General features: G+C 73.1%; 14 protein-coding genes and 1 pseudogene. 7 read left to right on the top strand and 8 right to left on the bottom strand.

Translation table 11 applies throughout. The annotated features are described in order from the left end of the window. Nucleotides 1-232 precede the first annotated feature (232 nt). Both ACOBQU_RS33695 and ACOBQU_RS33690 read right to left on the bottom strand, forming a co-directional pair. Nucleotides 233-1570 carry an FtsX-like permease family protein gene (locus ACOBQU_RS33695; RefSeq protein ID WP_423632465.1) on the bottom strand — a complete coding sequence of 446 codons (1338 nt, stop codon included), beginning with the start codon at nucleotides 1568-1570 and terminating at the stop codon, nucleotides 233-235. A 3-nt stretch (nucleotides 1571-1573) separates the two neighbouring features. Beyond that, entirely contained in the window at nucleotides 1574-2380 is an 807-nt protein-coding gene (locus ACOBQU_RS33690) for an ABC transporter ATP-binding protein (protein ID WP_423632463.1), read from the bottom strand. 554 nt (nucleotides 2381-2934) lie between these two features. Between ACOBQU_RS33690 and ACOBQU_RS33685 the strand changes: the two genes are divergently transcribed. After that, nucleotides 2935-3246: a hypothetical protein gene (locus ACOBQU_RS33685; protein ID WP_423632461.1), complete on the top strand. Its 312-nt coding sequence runs from the start codon at nucleotides 2935-2937 to the stop codon at nucleotides 3244-3246. A gap of 12 nt (nucleotides 3247-3258) precedes the next feature. Here the strand turns inward: ACOBQU_RS33685 and asnB are convergent, their stop codons facing one another. Further along, on the bottom strand, nucleotides 3259-5100 hold the full coding sequence (asnB, locus tag ACOBQU_RS33680; RefSeq protein ID WP_423632459.1) for an asparagine synthase (glutamine-hydrolyzing): 1842 nt from the start codon (nucleotides 5098-5100) through the stop codon (nucleotides 3259-3261). Nucleotides 5101-5357: 257 nt separating this feature from the next. Beyond that, nucleotides 5358-5993 carry a TetR/AcrR family transcriptional regulator gene (locus ACOBQU_RS33675; protein ID WP_423632458.1) on the bottom strand — a complete coding sequence of 212 codons (636 nt, stop codon included), beginning with the start codon at nucleotides 5991-5993 and terminating at the stop codon, nucleotides 5358-5360. Between the two features lie 96 nt (nucleotides 5994-6089). On the opposite strand from ACOBQU_RS33675, the gene ACOBQU_RS33670 reads away from it, so the two are divergent. Then, complete coding sequence (locus tag ACOBQU_RS33670; RefSeq protein WP_423632456.1) at nucleotides 6090-7052, top strand: DMT family transporter; 963 nt, start codon at nucleotides 6090-6092, stop codon at nucleotides 7050-7052. Here the strand turns inward: ACOBQU_RS33670 and ACOBQU_RS33665 are convergent. Continuing rightward, nucleotides 7003-7599, bottom strand: coding sequence for a TetR family transcriptional regulator (locus tag ACOBQU_RS33665; RefSeq protein ID WP_423632454.1), 597 nt, complete (start codon nucleotides 7597-7599; stop codon nucleotides 7003-7005). The two genes, ACOBQU_RS33670 and ACOBQU_RS33665, sit on opposite strands and share 50 nt — an antisense overlap. Nucleotides 7600-8227: 628 nt before the next feature. Between ACOBQU_RS33665 and ACOBQU_RS33660 the strand changes: the two are divergent. From ACOBQU_RS33660 to ACOBQU_RS33645, 4 genes and pseudogenes are all read left to right on the top strand, one after another. After that, nucleotides 8228-9171: pseudogene (locus ACOBQU_RS33660) on the top strand (Gfo/Idh/MocA family protein). A 452-nt stretch (nucleotides 9172-9623) separates the two neighbouring features. Continuing rightward, nucleotides 9624-10445, top strand: a complete 822-nt coding sequence (locus ACOBQU_RS33655; protein ID WP_423632453.1) for a helix-turn-helix domain-containing protein — start codon at nucleotides 9624-9626, stop codon at nucleotides 10443-10445. A 209-nt stretch (nucleotides 10446-10654) separates the two neighbouring features. Beyond that, nucleotides 10655-11695: a PhlD gene (locus ACOBQU_RS33650; protein ID WP_423632451.1), complete on the top strand. Its 1041-nt coding sequence runs from the start codon at nucleotides 10655-10657 to the stop codon at nucleotides 11693-11695. A 154-nt stretch (nucleotides 11696-11849) separates the two neighbouring features. After that, nucleotides 11850-12653 carry a GNAT family N-acetyltransferase gene (locus ACOBQU_RS33645; RefSeq protein WP_423632449.1) on the top strand — a complete coding sequence of 268 codons (804 nt, stop codon included), beginning with the start codon at nucleotides 11850-11852 and terminating at the stop codon, nucleotides 12651-12653. A 58-nt stretch (nucleotides 12654-12711) separates the two neighbouring features. Here the strand turns inward: ACOBQU_RS33645 and ACOBQU_RS33640 are convergent, their stop codons facing one another. Beyond that, nucleotides 12712-13842, bottom strand: a complete 1131-nt coding sequence (locus tag ACOBQU_RS33640; protein WP_423632447.1) for an isoaspartyl peptidase/L-asparaginase family protein — start codon at nucleotides 13840-13842, stop codon at nucleotides 12712-12714. A gap of 142 nt (nucleotides 13843-13984) precedes the next feature. Beyond that, the gene (locus tag ACOBQU_RS33635; protein WP_423632445.1) at nucleotides 13985-15211 is read right to left on the bottom strand and encodes an acyl-CoA dehydrogenase family protein; all 1227 of its coding nucleotides are present in this window, start codon (nucleotides 15209-15211) and stop codon (nucleotides 13985-13987) included. Nucleotides 15212-15376: 165 nt separating this feature from the next. On the opposite strand from ACOBQU_RS33635, the gene ACOBQU_RS33630 reads away from it, so the two are divergent. Beyond that, entirely contained in the window at nucleotides 15377-16033 is a 657-nt protein-coding gene (locus ACOBQU_RS33630; RefSeq protein ID WP_423632443.1) for a TetR family transcriptional regulator, read from the top strand. 95 nt (nucleotides 16034-16128) lie between these two features. Here ACOBQU_RS33630 and def read toward each other — a convergent pair whose 3' ends face one another. Continuing rightward, nucleotides 16129-16665, bottom strand: coding sequence for a peptide deformylase (gene def, locus ACOBQU_RS33625; RefSeq protein ID WP_423632442.1), 537 nt, complete (start codon nucleotides 16663-16665; stop codon nucleotides 16129-16131). Nucleotides 16666-16673: the final 8 nt, after the last annotated feature.

Raw genomic sequence — 16673 nt, 5'->3', positions numbered from 1 at the left:
TCCCAAGCCCCCGGCACACCCACCCCCAACCCCCGGCACACCAAAGCGCCCCGAAGGGGCGCGGGAACTGCGCGACCAGCCACGACCAACCCGCAGACCAAGAACACACCACAGCACGAAGCCAACGAACAACAGGCAACGGGCCGACAGGCCAAAGGGGCCGACAGGCCAAAGGGGCCGACAGGCCAAAGGCGCCCGGCACCGGGAACCCGGCACCAGGCGCCCCGCCAGATCACGCCGCGAGGGCAACCGCCTCCACCGCCGGAGCCCGCAGCACCCGCCGCGCCGTGACCAGCATGGTCCCGAGCGTCGCCGCCGTCGCGACGGCCACGACGGCGAACCAGATGCCGAGGCCCTGGTCGGGCAGGGCCTGGTCGGCGCGTACCGAGGTGAACGAGACGATCCCGGCGAGCCCGGCGAGCGAGCCGAGGCACACCCCGGTCAGGGTGAGGGCCAGGCCCTCGACGCCAACCGTGGCGAGCACCTGCCTGGGCGTGGCTCCGGCGAGGCGCTGCTGCCCGAACTCCCGGGCCCGGTAGGACGTGGCGGCGTACAGGCTGTTGACGAGCATGACGCAGGCGAAGACGACGATGATGCCGACGACGACGAGGTTCAGGGTCTGGAGGTTCTTGTCGTCGACGGACTTGGTCAGGCCGGAGGCCTCGATGGCGTCGTTCTCGACCGCCTGCATGTACAGGGTGGCGGTCGCCATGCCGGTGAAGAGGATCAACGGCATGAGGACACCGGCGAGTTCACCGGCGCGCCGCCGCAGGGTGTGCACGGTGAGGTAGCCGCTCGCTCCGGCGAGCGCGGTGAGCGGCCACTCCAGGAGCCCGAGCAGGCCGTGCAGCAGCCGGGGCGCGAGCATGGCGAGGCCGACGGCGAGCAGGATGGAGCCGTAGGCGGCGGGAGCCATCAGGGCGGGGTCCGTGGCGTCGAAGGCGAAGGTGGTGCTGACGCTTCCGGCACCGGCGGCCAGGGCGGCGTACGCGAGGAAGACGCGCCCCCTGCCTCGGGGCGCGCGCTCCCCCGCGGCGGCCTTGGTGGCTCGGCGCACCGCGAGCAGCGCGGCGCCGACGGCGGCGACCAGGGTGATGTCGACGCCGGTCAGCAGGGCGACGGGGCCGAAGGTGTAGTCGACGGAGTCGGCGACCTGCCCGCTGTCCTTGAAGAGGTGGAGCAGCAGGCGCCCGCCGAGCATCGCGGGCCCGATGGCGAGGACGGCGCCGACCAGCGCGATGACGGCGGCCTCGCCGACGATCATGCGCTTGATCTGCGCGGGGGTCGCCCCGGTGGAGCGCAGCAGGGCGATCTCGGTGCCGCGCTGGCGGACGTTGACGGTGAGCGTGGAGGCGACGGCGAAGAACACGAGCAGGGTGCCGTAGCCACCGACGACGCTGGCGGCGGTGGTCAGGGACTCGGAGCTGGTGCTGTCGACGCCGGGGGCACCGGCCGTGTCGTGCAGGGAGTTGAAGGTCATGATGACGGCGGCGCCGAGGAACGCGGACAGCAGCGTGGCGACGCAGCGTCCGGGGCGCTGCCGCAGGGAGCGCAGGGCGAGCAGGAACATCGCTCACACCCCCGCGGGCACGTCGTGGCGGGCGGCGACCATGTCGCCGAGGTGCGCGAGCCGCTCGGCGACCTCGTCGACCGTGGGCCGCTCCATGTGCCCGGCGAGGCGGCCGTCCGCGAGGAACAGCACCGCGTCCGCGTAGCTGGCGGCCACCGGGTCGTGGGTCACCATGACCACGGTCCTGCCGTGCACCCGCACGGCCTCCTGGAGCAGTCCGAGGACCTCGCGGGCGCTGCGGGTGTCGAGCGCGCCCGTCGGCTCGTCCGCGAAGATCACGCTGGGTTCGGTGACCAGGGCCCGGGCGATGGCGACGCGCTGGCGCTGGCCGCCGGAGAGCTGGTCGGGCCGGTGCCCGAGCCGCTCGCCGAGGCCGACCCGGGCGAGGATGTCGCGGGCGCGGCGGCGGTCGACGCGCCGTCCGGCGAGCCGCAGCGGCAGCGTGGTGTTCTGCTCGACGGTGAGGGTGTCGAGCAGGTTGTACTGCTGGAAGACGAAGCCGACGCGCTGGCGCCGGAACTTGGTGAGCTCCGCCTCGGTGCCGCCGGTCATCTGCTCGCCGTCCACCATGACGATGCCGCTGTCGGCCCGGTCGAGCCCGGCGGCGCACTGCAGGAGCGTCGACTTGCCGGATCCGGAGGGCCCCATGACGGCGGTGAAGCTTCCGGCGGGCAGGCTGAGGGAGACGCCGTCGAGCGCGGTGACGGCGCTGTCGTCGCTCCCGTAGACCTTGCTGACCTTGACGAGCCGCAGCGCCTCCGCGCTCCGGGTGGATCCGGTCCCGCCCTGGCGGCGAAAGTGTCCGAACATGGCCCCGCTTTCCCTTCTCTCGGCGCTTCGCAGGAGGCACCGCGGCGCCTCACCCATGACGCTACGGACGGGCGGGGTCGGACACATTGGGCGTACGCACCGAGCGGGGGGTGGTGCTGAGTACACCTGGACATCCATGGGGGTGAGGTGCACCGGCTACGGGCGAGTAACGCAGATCACAGCAGATCAGGCCGGACGCGTGGAACGCGCCTGCGTATTTCACCGTTGAACAAGATAAGAGCCCCGGCCGTGAGTCCCCCGTCCGGCCGGGGCTCGCCCCTCCTCAGGCCCTCAGGACCTGCCCGCACCCCCGCCTCGGCCGGTCCTCGCCCCTCCTCAGGGCCCGCCCGGACCCTCGCGTCGGCCGGTCCTCGCCCCGCCGGAGGCCGCACCCCCCACCGGCGGACCGCACCCCGCTCCCCCGTCGGGCCGCCCCCGCCGCTGCTCAGAGCCGCCGCCGCGACCGGCGCCACCCGTTCCGCGCGCGTCCACCCCTTTGAGCGGAATATGCCAATCCGACCGCATGGAACCGGCCAGGGCGGCATCATGCGTCCATGGACGGTGCCAAGCCTGTGCAGGTCTTGTTCCCACCCGACGAGTACGACGCGGTGCTGCGGCACGCGGACCGGCTCGGGATCACGGCCGCGGAGTTCATACGCCGCGCGGCGGCCGTCCACCTCACGGCCGACCTCGGCGTCCACGACCCGCAGGGCCCCCGGCGCGGCGCCTCCGTGCCTCCGGTGCGCCGCCGCCTGGACGCCGGGGCCGCCCCCGCGCTCCAGCGGTTCCTGGACACGCTCGCGACGGCCCCGGACCGGGACACGGTGCCGCGCCAGCCGACCGTGCGCAGCCGCTCGGGCCAGTGACGGCGGCGGCCGTCAGGCCAGCGCCACCTCGGGCTTGTACAGGTCGAACCACAGGGCCAGGTCGAGCGCCCGCTCGAGGCCGCGCCGCGAGGCCTGCCGGATCTGCGGCGCCTCCCGCTCCGCGAGGCGGCGCAGGGCCGCCCGGTCGACGAGGTCGAAGACCGGGTGGCTCGGGTTCGCCAGGAGGTCCTTCGCGTGCTCCTGGAGCGCGAAGGCGTACTTCGGGTCCTGCGTGGACGGGTAGGGGCTCTTCACCCGGTCGTACACCGACTTCGGCAGCCGGTCCCTGGCCGCCTCGCGCAGCAGCGACTTCTCCCGGCCGTCGAAGGACTTCAGCGCCCAGGGCGCGTTGTACACGTAGCCGACGAGCCGGTGGTCGCAGAACGGCACCCGCACCTCAAGGCCCACGGCCATGCTCGCGCGGTCCTTGCGGTCCAGCAGCACCCGCACGAAGCGGGTCAGGTAGAGGTGGCTGATGGTGCGCATGCGGTACTCGAAGTCGCTCTCGCCGTCGAGCCGTTCGACGCCCGCGGCGGCCGTGGCGTAGCTGTCGCCGACGTACCCGGGCAGGTCGAGGGCGTCGAGGACGTCCCGGCGCAGCGCGCCCGTGTCGTCGCCGAGGGTCTCGGCGTGCCGCACCAGCCAGGGGAAGGTGGTGCCCTGGCGGGCCTGTTCGTCGAAGAACTGGAGGTAGCCGCCGAAGACTTCGTCCGCCGACTCGCCGGACAGGGCCACCGTGGAGTGCTCGCGGATCGCCTGGAACAGCAGGTAGAGCGAGGCGTCCATGTCGCCGAAGCCGACGGGCAGGTCGCGGGCCGTGAGCATCTTCGCCCGCACCTCGGGGTCGGCGAGCGTCTGCGCGTCCAAGACGATGTCGCGGTGGTCGGTGCCCGCGAGGCGGGCGACGTCGTGGGCGTAGGGGGTGTCCGGCGTGCCGCGCAGGTCGTCGGCGACGAAGTGGTCGGTCAGGCCCACGAAGTCCACGGAGAAGCTGCGCAGCGTCTCGCCGCTGTCGGCGAGCTGCGCGGCCGCGAGCGCCGACATCGCGGAGGAGTCGAGCCCGCCGGAGAGCAGGACGCAGCGCGGCACGTCGGACACCAGCTGGCGGCGCACGATGTCGTCGAGCAGCGAGCGGACCGTGGCGACGGTCTCCTCGCGGCCGTGCGGGTGCGGCCGGGTCTCCAGGCGCCAATACGTGCGGGTGCGCAGCCCCTCGCGGTCGACGGTGACGACCGTGCCGGGCTCGACCTCGCGCATGCCGTCCCAGACGGCGTGCCCCGGCGTCTTCACGAAGGCGAACACCTCGCGCAGGCCTTCGGCGGTCACGCGGGCGCGGGCCAGGGGGTTGGCGAGGATCGCCTTGGGCTCGGAGCCGAACAGGACGCCGTCGGGCGTGCGGAAGTAGTAGAAGGGCTTGATGCCCATGCGGTCGCGGATCATCACCAGGCGGTCGTGGCGGCCGTCCCAGACGGCGAAGGCGTACATGCCGTTGAGGCGCTCCGCGACCGCCTCGCCCCACTGGAGGTAGCCGCGCAGCACGACCTCGGTGTCGGACGAGGTGGTGAACGCGTGGCCCAGCGCGGCGAGTTCGGTGCGCAGCTCGGTGAAGTTGTAGGTCTCGCCGGAGTACACGAGCGCCACCGTGCCCTCGGGCGTCGCCGCGGTCATGGGCTGGCGCCCGCCGGGCAGGTCGATGATGGCCAGGCGCCGGTGGCCGAGCGCGGCGGGGCCCTCGGCCCAGGTGCCGCGGTCGTCCGGGCCGCGGCAGGACATCGTCTCGGTCATCGCGTCCAGGGCCTGGCCCTGGAGACGCAGATCACGGTCGAACGAGACCCAGCCGGTGATACCGCACATGCGCAGTTCCTCCCGCGAAGTAGTTGTATCTAACAGCTATATCGCCAGAGTCCGCCTCCGACCGCATACGGTCAACGCGCCCGTCACCCGGTACGCCCGCCCCACCCACGGCGTTTCGGCCGCGCCGCACCGAAGGTCAAGCCGTCACCATGGGGCGCCCCTCGCCCGCGAGCGCGCCGGACGCCGCCCCCGACCCAACTGGAACGTCACATTCCAGCCGTCCGTAAAGCTTTGCCCAACATCTATGCATACGACACTCAACTCCGCGCGGACGGCACCTGATCCGGCAGCGCGCGCAGCAGGTCCTCCGCCTGCCCGCGCGCGTGCCCGATGGCGTCGGGGAAGACGCCGATGCCGTACGCCACCAGGGCCCCCTCGTGCAGCAGCATCAGCGACCTGCCGACCGCCCGCGCCCGGCGCGGCGCGAGCGCGCGGGCCAGATCGGTGAACAGTGCGAGCATCCAGGCCTTCTGACCGGTGATCACCGCGTACGCCGGGTGGGCGGGGTCCGCGATCTCCGCGTGGGCGTTGACCATGCTGCACCCTCGGGGCAGGCTCCGCTCGGCCCAGGCGCGCGAGGCGTCGAAGACGGCCAGCACCCGCCCCTCGGGGGTGCGGGCCCGCTCCAGGTGACCGGCGAGGAAGGCGCGCCAGCGCTCGTCCCGCTCGGCCAGGTACTCCACGACGATCTGCTCCTTGGAGCCGAACCGGTCGTAGAGCGTCTTCTTGGTGACGCCCGCCTCGGCCGCGATCAGGTCCACGCCCACGGCGTGGATGCCGCGCTCGTAGAACAGCCGCTCCGCCGCCTCCAGGACGCGCCGCGCCCCGGGCGTCAGGACGACCCTGCGCGGCCCCGGCCCTGATCCCTCGCCCTCGTTCACGTTCTCCGTCATCCGACCATAGTAAACCGATCTGTATACTCGCTGCGGGAAGTAAACAGATCGGTCTACTCGACGCGGCCCCCGGTCGCGGCGGCCGGGAGGCATGCCGTGAACGTCCTGCTCTCGATCGGATTCGTGCTCACCTGGAGCTCCGGCTTCATCGGGGCCAAGCTCGGCGCGGGCAGCGCGGGCGCGGTGACGGTCCTGATGTGGCGGTTCCTGCCGCTGGCCGCCGTCCTCGCCCTGCTCGCCGCGACCGCGTACCGGAGGAGCTGGCGGGGCCTGACGGCCCGCGCGCTGGGACGGCAGGCCGCCGTCGGCGCGCTCTCCCAGAGCGGCTACCTCCTGACGGTGTACTACGCGATCCAGCTGGGCGTCTCCAGCGGCACCACGGCGCTGATCGACGGCGTCCAGCCGCTGGTGGCGGGCGCGCTCGCCGGGCCGCTGCTCGGGCAGTACGTCTCCCGGACGCAGTGGCTCGGCCTCGCGCTGGGTCTCGCCGGGGTCGCGCTCGTCACCACGGCCGACGCGGGCGCGGGCACCACCGCACCCTGGTGGGCGTACGCGGTGCCGTTCCTCGGCATGCTGTCGCTGGTGGCGGCGACGTTCCTGGACCGCCGCGCGCGCGACGCCGTGCCGCCGCTGGTCTCGCTGACCGTGCACTGCGCCACCAGTGCGGTCGTCTTCGGTGGCCTCGCGCTGGCCGTGGGCGGGGCGACGCCGCCCGCCGACGCCGCGTTCTGGACGGCGGTCGCCTGGCTCGTCGGCTTCTCCACCTTCGGGGGGTACGGGCTCTACTGGCTGGTCCTGCGGCGCGGCGGCGTCGCCCGGGTCAACGCCCTGATGTTCCTGATGGCCCCGGTGACGGCGGTGTGGGGCGCGGCGATGTTCGACGAGCCGTTCGGCGTCCGGACGGCGGTGGGCCTCGCGCTCGGGCTCGCGGCGGTCGCCGTGGTGCACCGGGGCGGCCGGGCGGCGGCCCGGGAGTCGGACCGGGTGCCGGACGCCGCCGGGGCGGGTGTCACTCGGGCGTCAGGCAGGACTGGACGGCGGGTGCGTACCGGTCGGTGATCTCGGTGATCGCCGTGGCCCGCAGATGCGGCCCGCGCGCGATGCCGTACATCACGCCGAGCCCGAGCAGCATGCCCACGGCCAGCTCGGCGCGCAGGCCCGCGTCCGGCCCCGGCAGACGCTCGCCGAGCCTGCGCACCACCTGCGTACGGAAGTTGGCGCGCAGGACGAAGCCGTGCTCGCGGTGCAGTGGCGCGAAGACGATGCGCAGCAGGGGGTCGGCGCCCTGTTCGGCCTGGCTGGTGAGCAGATGGCTGACCATGTGGCGGCCGAGCCCCTCCAGGGGCGCGTCGAGGACGGCGGCGGCGTCGGCCTCGAAGGACATGATCTGCGTGAACAGCGCGTCCTTGCTGCCGAAGTACTTCAGGACCAACGGCGGGCTCACACCGGCGCGTTCGGCCACCGCTTTCAAGGTGATGTCGGCGTGCGCGTGCCGTGCCAGGAGGTGGCGGGCGGCGCGCACGATGGCGGCCTTGGTGGCCTCGGCGTCGCGGCGCGCGGAGCCCGGCGCGCACGGCGTCGGCGGATGCGAGGTCGAGCTGGTCATGGCGTCACTTTCCGTCCCTGGCCGCCCAGTTCGACGGCCAGGAACGAGCGTAGGGCGACGGGGGCCGCGCGGCCACGAGCGCGCCACGACCGGGGCCGGAGTCGGAGCCGGGCCGGGATCAGCCCGGGACCGGACCGGACCGGAGCGGGGCCGGGGCCGGGACCGGACCGGAGCCAGGTCGGGGCCGGGACCGGACCGGCCGGAGCGAGGCCGGGATCGGGCCGGATGCGGCAATCGGACAGATACCAGTCGAAACGGTGGATGTCGGGAACTCTCCGCCGGACGCGGACGGTCCGTATGTTTCCCCGGCACATTCCCCCGGCAACCGAGTCATGGCCGAGTCGGCACCCGAGTGAATGCCAATTCACCCCGTCCGCTAATTGCCATTCGACTAACGCGAGTTGACGGGCCGTCGAGAAAGCAAGGGGGCTTGACCGCCCCCCATGAGCCGATCCCGTGAACGTTCACCGGACGGCGCGTGAGGATTCGCGCCGCCAAGGTCCGGACCTTTATTGGTTTCCTCTACACCGTAGAACGCGATCTCCGGCCAGCGGCGGCCGAGAAGTGCCGTTCGACAAGCGCCGACCGGCCCATAGGTGGTCACACAGCGCTCCGCCATACTGCGCTCATGAGCAGATTTCGCGTGGGTTTGATCGGAACGGGTCCATGGGCGGCGGCGACGCACGCGCCGGTGCTCGCCGCGCACCCCGCCGCCGAGCTTTCCGGCATCTGGGGCCGCCGCCCCTGGCGGCCGCCGAACTCGCGGCCGCGCACGCCACCACGGCGTACGAGGACGTGGACGCCCTCTTCGCGGCGAGCGACGCCGTGGCGTTCGCGGTGCCGCCGGACGTGCAGGCGCCGCTGGCGGTGCGGGCCGCGGCGGCGGGCTGCCATCTGCTGCTCGACAAGCCGGTGGCGACGACCGCGGACGCGGCGCGCGCCGTGGCCGCGGAGGCGGAGCGGGCGGGAGTGGCGTCCGTGGTGTTCTTCACCCTGCGGTTCGCCCCGCCCACCGCCGACTGGCTGGCGAAACAGGCCGCGAGCGGCCCCTGGTTCACCGGCCGCGCCGACTGGTACGGGTCCTTCTTCGCGGCCGACGGCAGCGGCCTGTTCGACTCGCCGTGGCGGGCGGCCAAGGGCGGGCTGTGGGACGTGGGGCCGCACGCCCTGTCCGTCCTGACGGCGGTGCTCGGCCGGATCACGTCGGTCACGGCGGCGCCGGGCCCCGCCGACACGGTCCACCTGGTGCTGCGGCACGCCGACGGAGCGTCCAGCACGGCGACCCTCACACTGCGCGCGCCCGAGGCGGCGTCGGGCGTCACGCTGGAGTTCCGCGGCGCGAACGGCACGGTCACGCCGCCGGTGACCGGGGAGGGAGGGTGGGGTGACTCGGGCGTCGCGTTTCGGTCAGCGGTCCACGCGCTCGTGGCCGCGGCGCGCGACGGGAAGCCGCACGCGTGCGACGCGCGCTTCGGGCTGCGGGTGACGGAGATCCTGGCCGAGGCGGAACGCCAGGTGCGCGCGACCGACGAGGCGGACGGCGGCCCCCGGGCACCGGCTCGGGCCTCTTGAGCGCCTACCGGCCACAGCGACCGCCCGGAACAACACGGGCGGCCGGTACCGTGGCCGCTACGTAATGGCGAGTGACGGCACCGGCCGCAGCCAGTGAACCCAGGAACCGAACCGGGCAGTAACAGCCACGCAGGTACACACTGCTCAGTTTCCGACCACACAGATCGGAATACGAACAACCGGTCCCACGCACTCCCCGACTACGACCCCGTAGGCCTAGGGGGTATCCCGTGACGAGGAATTTCAGCCATTCTCCGGCTCCTCGGACAAGATGCCCCTGAGTTGTGCCCACGAGCCCACCGACGATCAAACCCGCAGGTCGGTGGCCTCGCGTACTCCATGATGCCGCACCGACTGATCGTTTTCTTCAGGCAATGTTTATGCCCAAAGAAGATGCGAATATTTAGACTGCTGACGCTCAACTCGGCGTGTACGAAGAGGGATTACCCACCATGAACAAGACGGCGCTGCGCGCTCTGCTCCGCGAACGACGCGCCCTCATCGCCCCCGAATCGCACGGGTTCGTCCGGTCGACGGGGCAGGGCAGACGCGCCCCGGGCCTGTCCCAGCACCAGGTGGACCAGCTCCTCCATCGCACCCTCGGCACGTACCACCGCCTCGAGTCCGGCAACTACCCGAACCCCCCGACCTCCCTCCTGCGCGACGTGGCCCGCCTGTTCGGCCTCAACGAGCAGGAGTGGGTCTCCCTGTGCCGCTACGCCCTGCTCCAGGATCCGCCCGGACCGCTGCACCTGTCGTCCGGCAAGGAGGTCCCCGGGGTGTGGCAGGAGGCCGTCGACGGCGTCCGGCACATGGCGTACGTCACCGACGCGTCCTGGGACGTGCTCGCGTACAACGAGGCCTTCACGCGGATGTTCCCGGACGGCCAGGTGCCGTCGAACGTGATGCGGTGGATGGTCCTCGACCCGGTCGGCCGCGAGCACCTCCTGGACTGGCACACCTCCTGGGCGCCGATGGTGCTCCCCCAGCTCCGCGGCGCCCTCGCCTCCCGGCCCGAGGACGAGACCCTGCGCCAGATCGAGAAGGAGGTCCTCGCCGACCCCGAGACCGCCCCGCTCTACGGCGCGGGCCGCCCCTACCCCCACCCCGACGGCGACGAGCGCCCGCTCATGCACGCGGAGAAGGGCCCCGGCTGGGTCACGATGTGCGCGGCCCAGCCCCTGACGGCCCCCGGGGCGCGCCTGATGCTGCTCGTCTTCCACGAGGGCACGCAGCGCTCGCACCCACGGGCGCCCATGCTCCGCTCCTCCTGAGGGCCCGCCTCCTTCCGGCGGCCCTCCCCCGGCCCGTCCGCCCGCGTCCCCGCCGTGCCCCCGCGCGGCGGGGACGCGGGCGTTCGCCCTGCTCACACGGCGGCGGGGACGGCGGGGGCGGGAGCGCCACGACAGGACGCATGTTCGATGTGGTGCAGTACGTTGACTCCACATCCCCACATCCGACTGCGCCCGTGGGAGCCGTTTCCATGCCAGCACATGTGCTCAGACCGCTGACCGTCGTGGGCGACCACAAGGTCACGACAGCGGAGATAGCCGAAGACATCCGCGCCCACCATCCCGACCACCCCCGGCTGCGCGCGTTCCTGCGCGTCGTGGGCAACTGCGGCGTCCAGACCCGCTACTTCACCCGGCCCCTCGGCGCGCCCACCGTCTCCGGCGGCGCGGGCATCGAGGACCGCACCCGCGTGGTGTTCGCCGACGTCCTCGCCATGGCCGAGCGCGCCGCCGCCGCGGCCCTGGACGCCGCCGGGCTCGACGCCCCGGACATCGACGCCGTCGTGACCACCCACACCACGAGCTGGAGCATCCCGAACCTCGACATCAACCTGATCGAGCGGCTCGGCCTGCGGCCCACGGTGCGGCGGGTGGCCCTGACCACGGTGGCCTGCCCCGGCGGCACCCAGGCGTTGATCCGCGCCGCCGACCTGGTCGCCGCGCGGCCCGGCAGCAAGGTCCTGGTCGTCGCCGGTGAGGCCCTGTCGGGCATCTACCACCACGTGGACACCAGCATCGAGTCGATGATCTACAAGGCGCTGTTCGGCGACGCGGCCGCCGCGACCGTCGTGACCAGCGAACCCCTCGGCCCCGGCCTGGTCATCGAGGACACCTTCGAGTACGTCCTGCCGCACAGCATCGAGCGCCAGGCGGGCATGATCGACACCGACGGCATCCACTTCGTGTCCACGAAGAAAGCGCTGTCTGCCGCGGCGGACGTGCTGCCGCAGCTCACGGACTGGGTCGGCGACGACCGCCCCGAGTTCGCCGTCATCCACCCCGGAAGCCCCCGCATCATCGCGGACACCGCGGCGGCCCTCGGCCTCGGTGACCACGACGCGCGGCACTCCACGCAGACCCTCGCGCACGAGGGCAACATCGGCGGCGTGAGCATCCTGCGGGTCCTGGAGCGCACCCACGGCGACCCGCCCGCGGACGGCGCCCGCGGCTACACGGTCGCGTTCGGCCCCGGCTTCGCCACCGCGGCCCTGCGCTGCCGCTGGCACGCCTGAGCGCCCCGGCGGGCTCCCGGCGACCGGAAGCCCGCCGCGCCGACCCCCGCCCGCTCCCTCGGCGGGGGCCGCGCCGCCCCTGACACGGGCCGCGCCACCTGGCGCCCCCGGAAATCCGATTGCCCCACCCCGTCCGCCCTGCTGAAGTGACCGCATGGATCAAGCAGCGGTACTCACGGCTTATGACCGGCAGATACGTCAGAGTTCGGATCCGGGCGGCCCGGGGGCCCGCATCGAGCGGGTGGACGGGGTCGTGCGCCGCGTCGGCGCGAACGACGACGACTGGAACGGCGTGCTCTGGTCGGACCTCGACGCGACCACGGCCGACGCGGCCATCGCCGCGCAGGTGGCGTACTTCGCCGCCCTGGGCCGGGAGTTCGAGTGGAAGGCGTACTCCCACGACCTGCCGCACGACCTGCCCGAGCGGCTGCGCGCCGCCGGGCTCGTGCCCGACTCCGACGAGGCCATGATGGTCGCCGACGTCGCCGACCTGCCCCAGGCCCCCGAGCCGCCCGAGGGCGTCCGGCTCGTCCCCGTGACGGACGAGGAGGGCGTACGGCTCATGACAGCGGTACACGAGGCGGCCTTCGGCACGGACGGCACCGCCCTCGGCCGCCAGGTGCTGCGCCTGGTGACCGAGGCGCCGGACACGGTGGCGGCGGTGGTCGCCATGGCGGGCGACGAGCCGGTCAGCTCGGCGCGCCTTGAGCTGCTGCCGGGCACGGAGTTCGCGGGCCTGTGGGGCGGCGGCACGGTGGAGCACTGGCGGGGCCGGGGCATCTACCGCTCGCTGATCGCCTACCGCGCGCGGATCGCCGCGGAGCGCGGGGTGCGCTACCTCCAGGTCGACGCCTCCGACCAGAGCCGCCCCATCCTCGCGCGCCTCGGCTTCACCCAGCTGAGTACGACGACGCCGTACACGTTCCGCCCGGACGGCCGGAGCGGCGCGGGAGCCTGACCGCCGCGTCGGCACAGTCCGTACCGCCGACGCGGCGGGAAGGGGTCGACGGGGGCGGCTAGCTGTTCGGCGGGGTCTCGTCCGGGAAGATCTTCGTGACGACCTGGCCGCCCTTCGTCAGATAGCCGTGCAGCATCCCGGGGCTGCTGTGCGGGGCGTCGAAGTCGCCGTTCGGGGCGAGCGCGATCACTCCCCCGTCGCCGCCGAGCGCCGGAAGCCGCTTGACGACCACCTCGTACGCGGCCTTCGCCACGTCGGCGCCCTTGAACTCCACCAGGTTGGAGATCGTCGAGGTGGCCGCGCCCCGGATGAACACCTCGCCGGTGCCGGTGGCGCTCGCGGCGACCGTGCCGTTCTTGGCGTACGTGCCCGAGCCGATGAGGGGCGAGTCCCCGACCCGGCCGGGCAGCTTGTTGGTCATGCCGCCGGTCGAGGTGGCCGCCGCGAGGTCGCGCCGCCGGTCCACGGCGACGGCGCCGACGGTGCCCTTGGACTGCGCGTCGGCGAGGGCGGCCGAGGACCGCGCGGCCTTCTTGTCGCCCTTCTCGGCGGCCTTGGCGGCCATCAGGGCGTCCCAGCGGGCCTGGGTCCAGTAGTAGTCCTGTGTGACGGTCTTCAGGCCCTGCCGGGCGCCGAAGTCGTCGGCGCCCTCGCCCGCGAGCAGCACGTGCTGGGACTTGTCCATGACGGCGCGGGCGCCCGCGATGGGGTTGCGCAGGCTCTTCACGCCCGCCACCGCGCCCGCCTTGAGGTCCGAGCCGCGCATGATCGACGCGTCCAGCTCATGGCCCGCGTCGGCGGTGAACACGGCGCCCTTGCCCGCGTTGAACAGCGGGTCGTCCTCCAGTTCCACGACGGCCGCCTGCACGGCGTCCAGGCTGGATCCGCCCTTGTCGAGGACCTTCTGCCCGGCCCGCAGGGCGCGGGTGAGCCCGTCCCGGTAGGCCTTCTCGCGCTCCGGGCTCGTCTTGTCCCGGTCGAGCGCGGTCCCGGCGCCGCCGTGCACGGCCAGCACCACGTCGTGCGCGTCGGGCTTCGCCTTGCCCGCGGCGCGGGCGTCCCGCGCCGCGGGGGCGGTCCGGTCGTCGGGGCTCCGATCGCCTCCCTGCGGGACGGCGAGCGCGGTGGCGGTGACCGCGGCGGCGGTGGCGAGGGCGGAGAGCAGCCAGGTCATGGGTCGGACGCGCATGGGCACTCCTCGGCAGGACGGCGACGCGCCCACCGTAAGGGCATGCACATGACGTCAACCAGGGGGCGTTCCGGGCACGTCGCCCCCTGGCCCCTCACGCGTATCAGCGCACCGGCGGGAAGGGGACCCGCGGCGGACCGCGTCAGCGGATCGGCATCCCCGACAGGGTGCGCGCGATCACCAGGCGCTGGATCTCGCTCGTGCCCTCGAAGATCGTGTAGATCGCGGCGTCCCGGTGCATGCGCTCCACCGGGTACTCGCGCGTGTAGCCGTTGCCGCCGAGGATCTGGATGGCCTGGGCGGTGACCTTCTTGGCGGTCTCGCTCGCGAACAGCTTGGACATCGAGCCCTCGGCGTTCTCGAACTTCTTGCCCGTGACCGCCATCCAGGAGGCCCGCCACACCAGCAGGCGCGCCGCGTCGATCTGCGTGCGCATGTCGGCGAGCTGGAAGGCCACGCCCTGGTTGTCGATGATGGGGCGGCCGAACTGCTCGCGCGTCCTGGCGTACTCCAGGGCCTCCTCGTACGCGGCGCGGGCCGTGCCCACCGCCATCGCGCCGACCGCCGGGCGGGACGCCTCGAAGGTGGCCATGGCGGCGTTCTTCACCCGCTCGCCGCCGCTCTTCGCCCGCTCCCGGGCGCGGGCCAGGCGCTCGTCCAGCTTCTCCTTGCCGCCGAGCAGGCAGGAGCCGGGGACGCGCACGTCCTCCAGGACGACCTCGGCGGTGTGCGAGGCGCGGATGCCGTGCTTCTTGAACTTCTGGCCCTGGGACAGGCCGGGGGTGTTCGGCGGCACGATGAAGGAGGCGTGGCCCTTGGAGCCCAGCTCGGGGTCGACGACCGCGACGACGACGTGGACGTTCGCGATGCCGCCGTTGGTCGCCCAGGTCTTGGTGCCGTTGAGGACCCACTCGTCCTTGGCCTCGTCGTAGACCGCGCGGGTGCGCATGGAGGCGACGTCGGAGCCCGCGTCCGGCTCGGAGGAGCAGAAGGCGGCGACCTTCACGTCGTCCGCGTCGCCGTACATCTGCGGGATCCAGGTGCCGATCTGTTCGTCGGTGCCGTTGGCGAGGACGCCGACGGCGGCGAGGCCGGTGCCGACGATGGACAGGGCTATCCCCGCGTCCCCCCAGAACAGCTCCTCCATGGCCATGGGGATGCCGAGGCCCGTGGGGTCGAAGTACTGCTGGGCGTAGAAGTCCAGGGAGTAGATGCCGACCTTGGCGGCCTCCTGGATGACCGGCCAGGGCGTCTCCTCGCGCTCGTCCCACTCGGCGGCCGCGGGCCGGATCACGTCGGCGGCGAACCCGTGGAGCCAGTCCCTGACCTCCTTCTGCTCGTCGTTCAGCTCCATGGTGAACTCGGCCATGACCCCTCCAGGACTGCGGAACCCTGCTACGTTACTACCGGTAACTGGAGTCTGTTACCGGCCGGTAGGCCATGTCAACTCCCGGCAGCCCGTTCGATGGGCGCCCCGGCGCGAGTGTTACGTTGCGCGTGCGCAGGCCATCGCACGGGCGGAGAGAACACCACAATGGAGACCACGCAGCGGACCGACAAGGAACGGTCCGCCGAGCAACGACGGCGCGAACTCCTTGAGGCGGCCGACCGGGTCGTGCTCCGCGACGGACCCGGCGCCTCGATGAACGCCATCGCCGCGGAGGCGGGCATCACCAAGCCGATCCTGTACCGGCACTTCGGCGACAAGGGCGGCCTGTACGCGGCCCTCGCCAAGCGGCACACGGACGCGCTGCTCGCCTCGCTGCGAGCCGCCCTGGACGCGCCCGCCGAGCGCAGGGAGCGCGTGGAGGCGACCCTCGACACCTACCTGGCGGCCATCGAGGCCCGGCCGCAGGTCTACCGCTTCCTGATGCACCCGGCGGAGGCGGGCTCCGCCGCGGACCCCGGCGGCGACGGCCGCTTCGAGGTGGGTCTGCACTCCGCTCCGCTGCTGCGGCGGATGGGCGAGGAGCTGGCGGAGGTCATCGAGGAGCGGGTCGACCTCGGCCCGCAGAGCGCCGAGCTGGCCCGCGTCTGGGGCCACGGCATCGTCGGCATGATGCACGCGGCGGGCGACTGGTGGCTCGGCGAACGCCCCTGCTCCCGCGCCCAGTTGGTACGCAGCCTCGCCGACCTCCTGTGGGGCCGCCTGGCCGCGGCGGGCAACAGGGTGGGCGGCCCCGGCTTCTAGCTCTCAGCCCGTCCGGCGTTTGAGGACGAGGCGCGAAGCGCCAACAGAGCGGGGAAAGGGGCGCAGCCCCATCCGACCCCCTTCGGGACCGTCCGTCAGGACCACCGCGCTCGCGCCACTTGCCGCAGGACGCGGCGGCGGCGCCACCCGGTGACGTGGTCGGTGTACACCCCGCCGTCGAGGTGGTCGCTCTCGTGCTGGAGGCAGCGCGCGAAGTACCCGGTGCCGTGCACCCGCACCGGGTCGCCCTTCACCGTGACGCCCTCGACGACCGCGTGGTCGTACCGCGGCGTCGCCGCCTCAAGGCCCGGCAGGGACAGACACCCCTCGGGCCCGCGCACGGTCACGCCGTCGAGGTCGACCACCCGCGGGTTCACCACGTGCCCCAGGTGCCGCACGTCCTCGTCGTCCGGGCAGTCGTACACGAACACCCTCAGGCCCACGCCGATCTGGTTCGCGGCCAGGCCCCAGCCCTGCGCCGCGTACATCGTGGCGAACATGTCCTCCACGAGCCGCCCCAGGTCCAGCCCGAAGTCCGTCACCTCCGCGCACGGCGCGTGCAGCACCGGAGCGCCGAGCAGGGTCAGGGGTCGTACGCGCCCTGAGGCGCCCGGGATCGAGCCGTGTCGCATGTCGGCAA

Source organism: Streptomyces sp. G45 (assembly GCF_049542095.1).
Taxonomy (GTDB): Bacteria; Actinomycetota; Actinomycetes; order Streptomycetales; family Streptomycetaceae; genus Streptomyces.
This window is presented reverse-complemented; position numbering and strand designations above follow the sequence as displayed.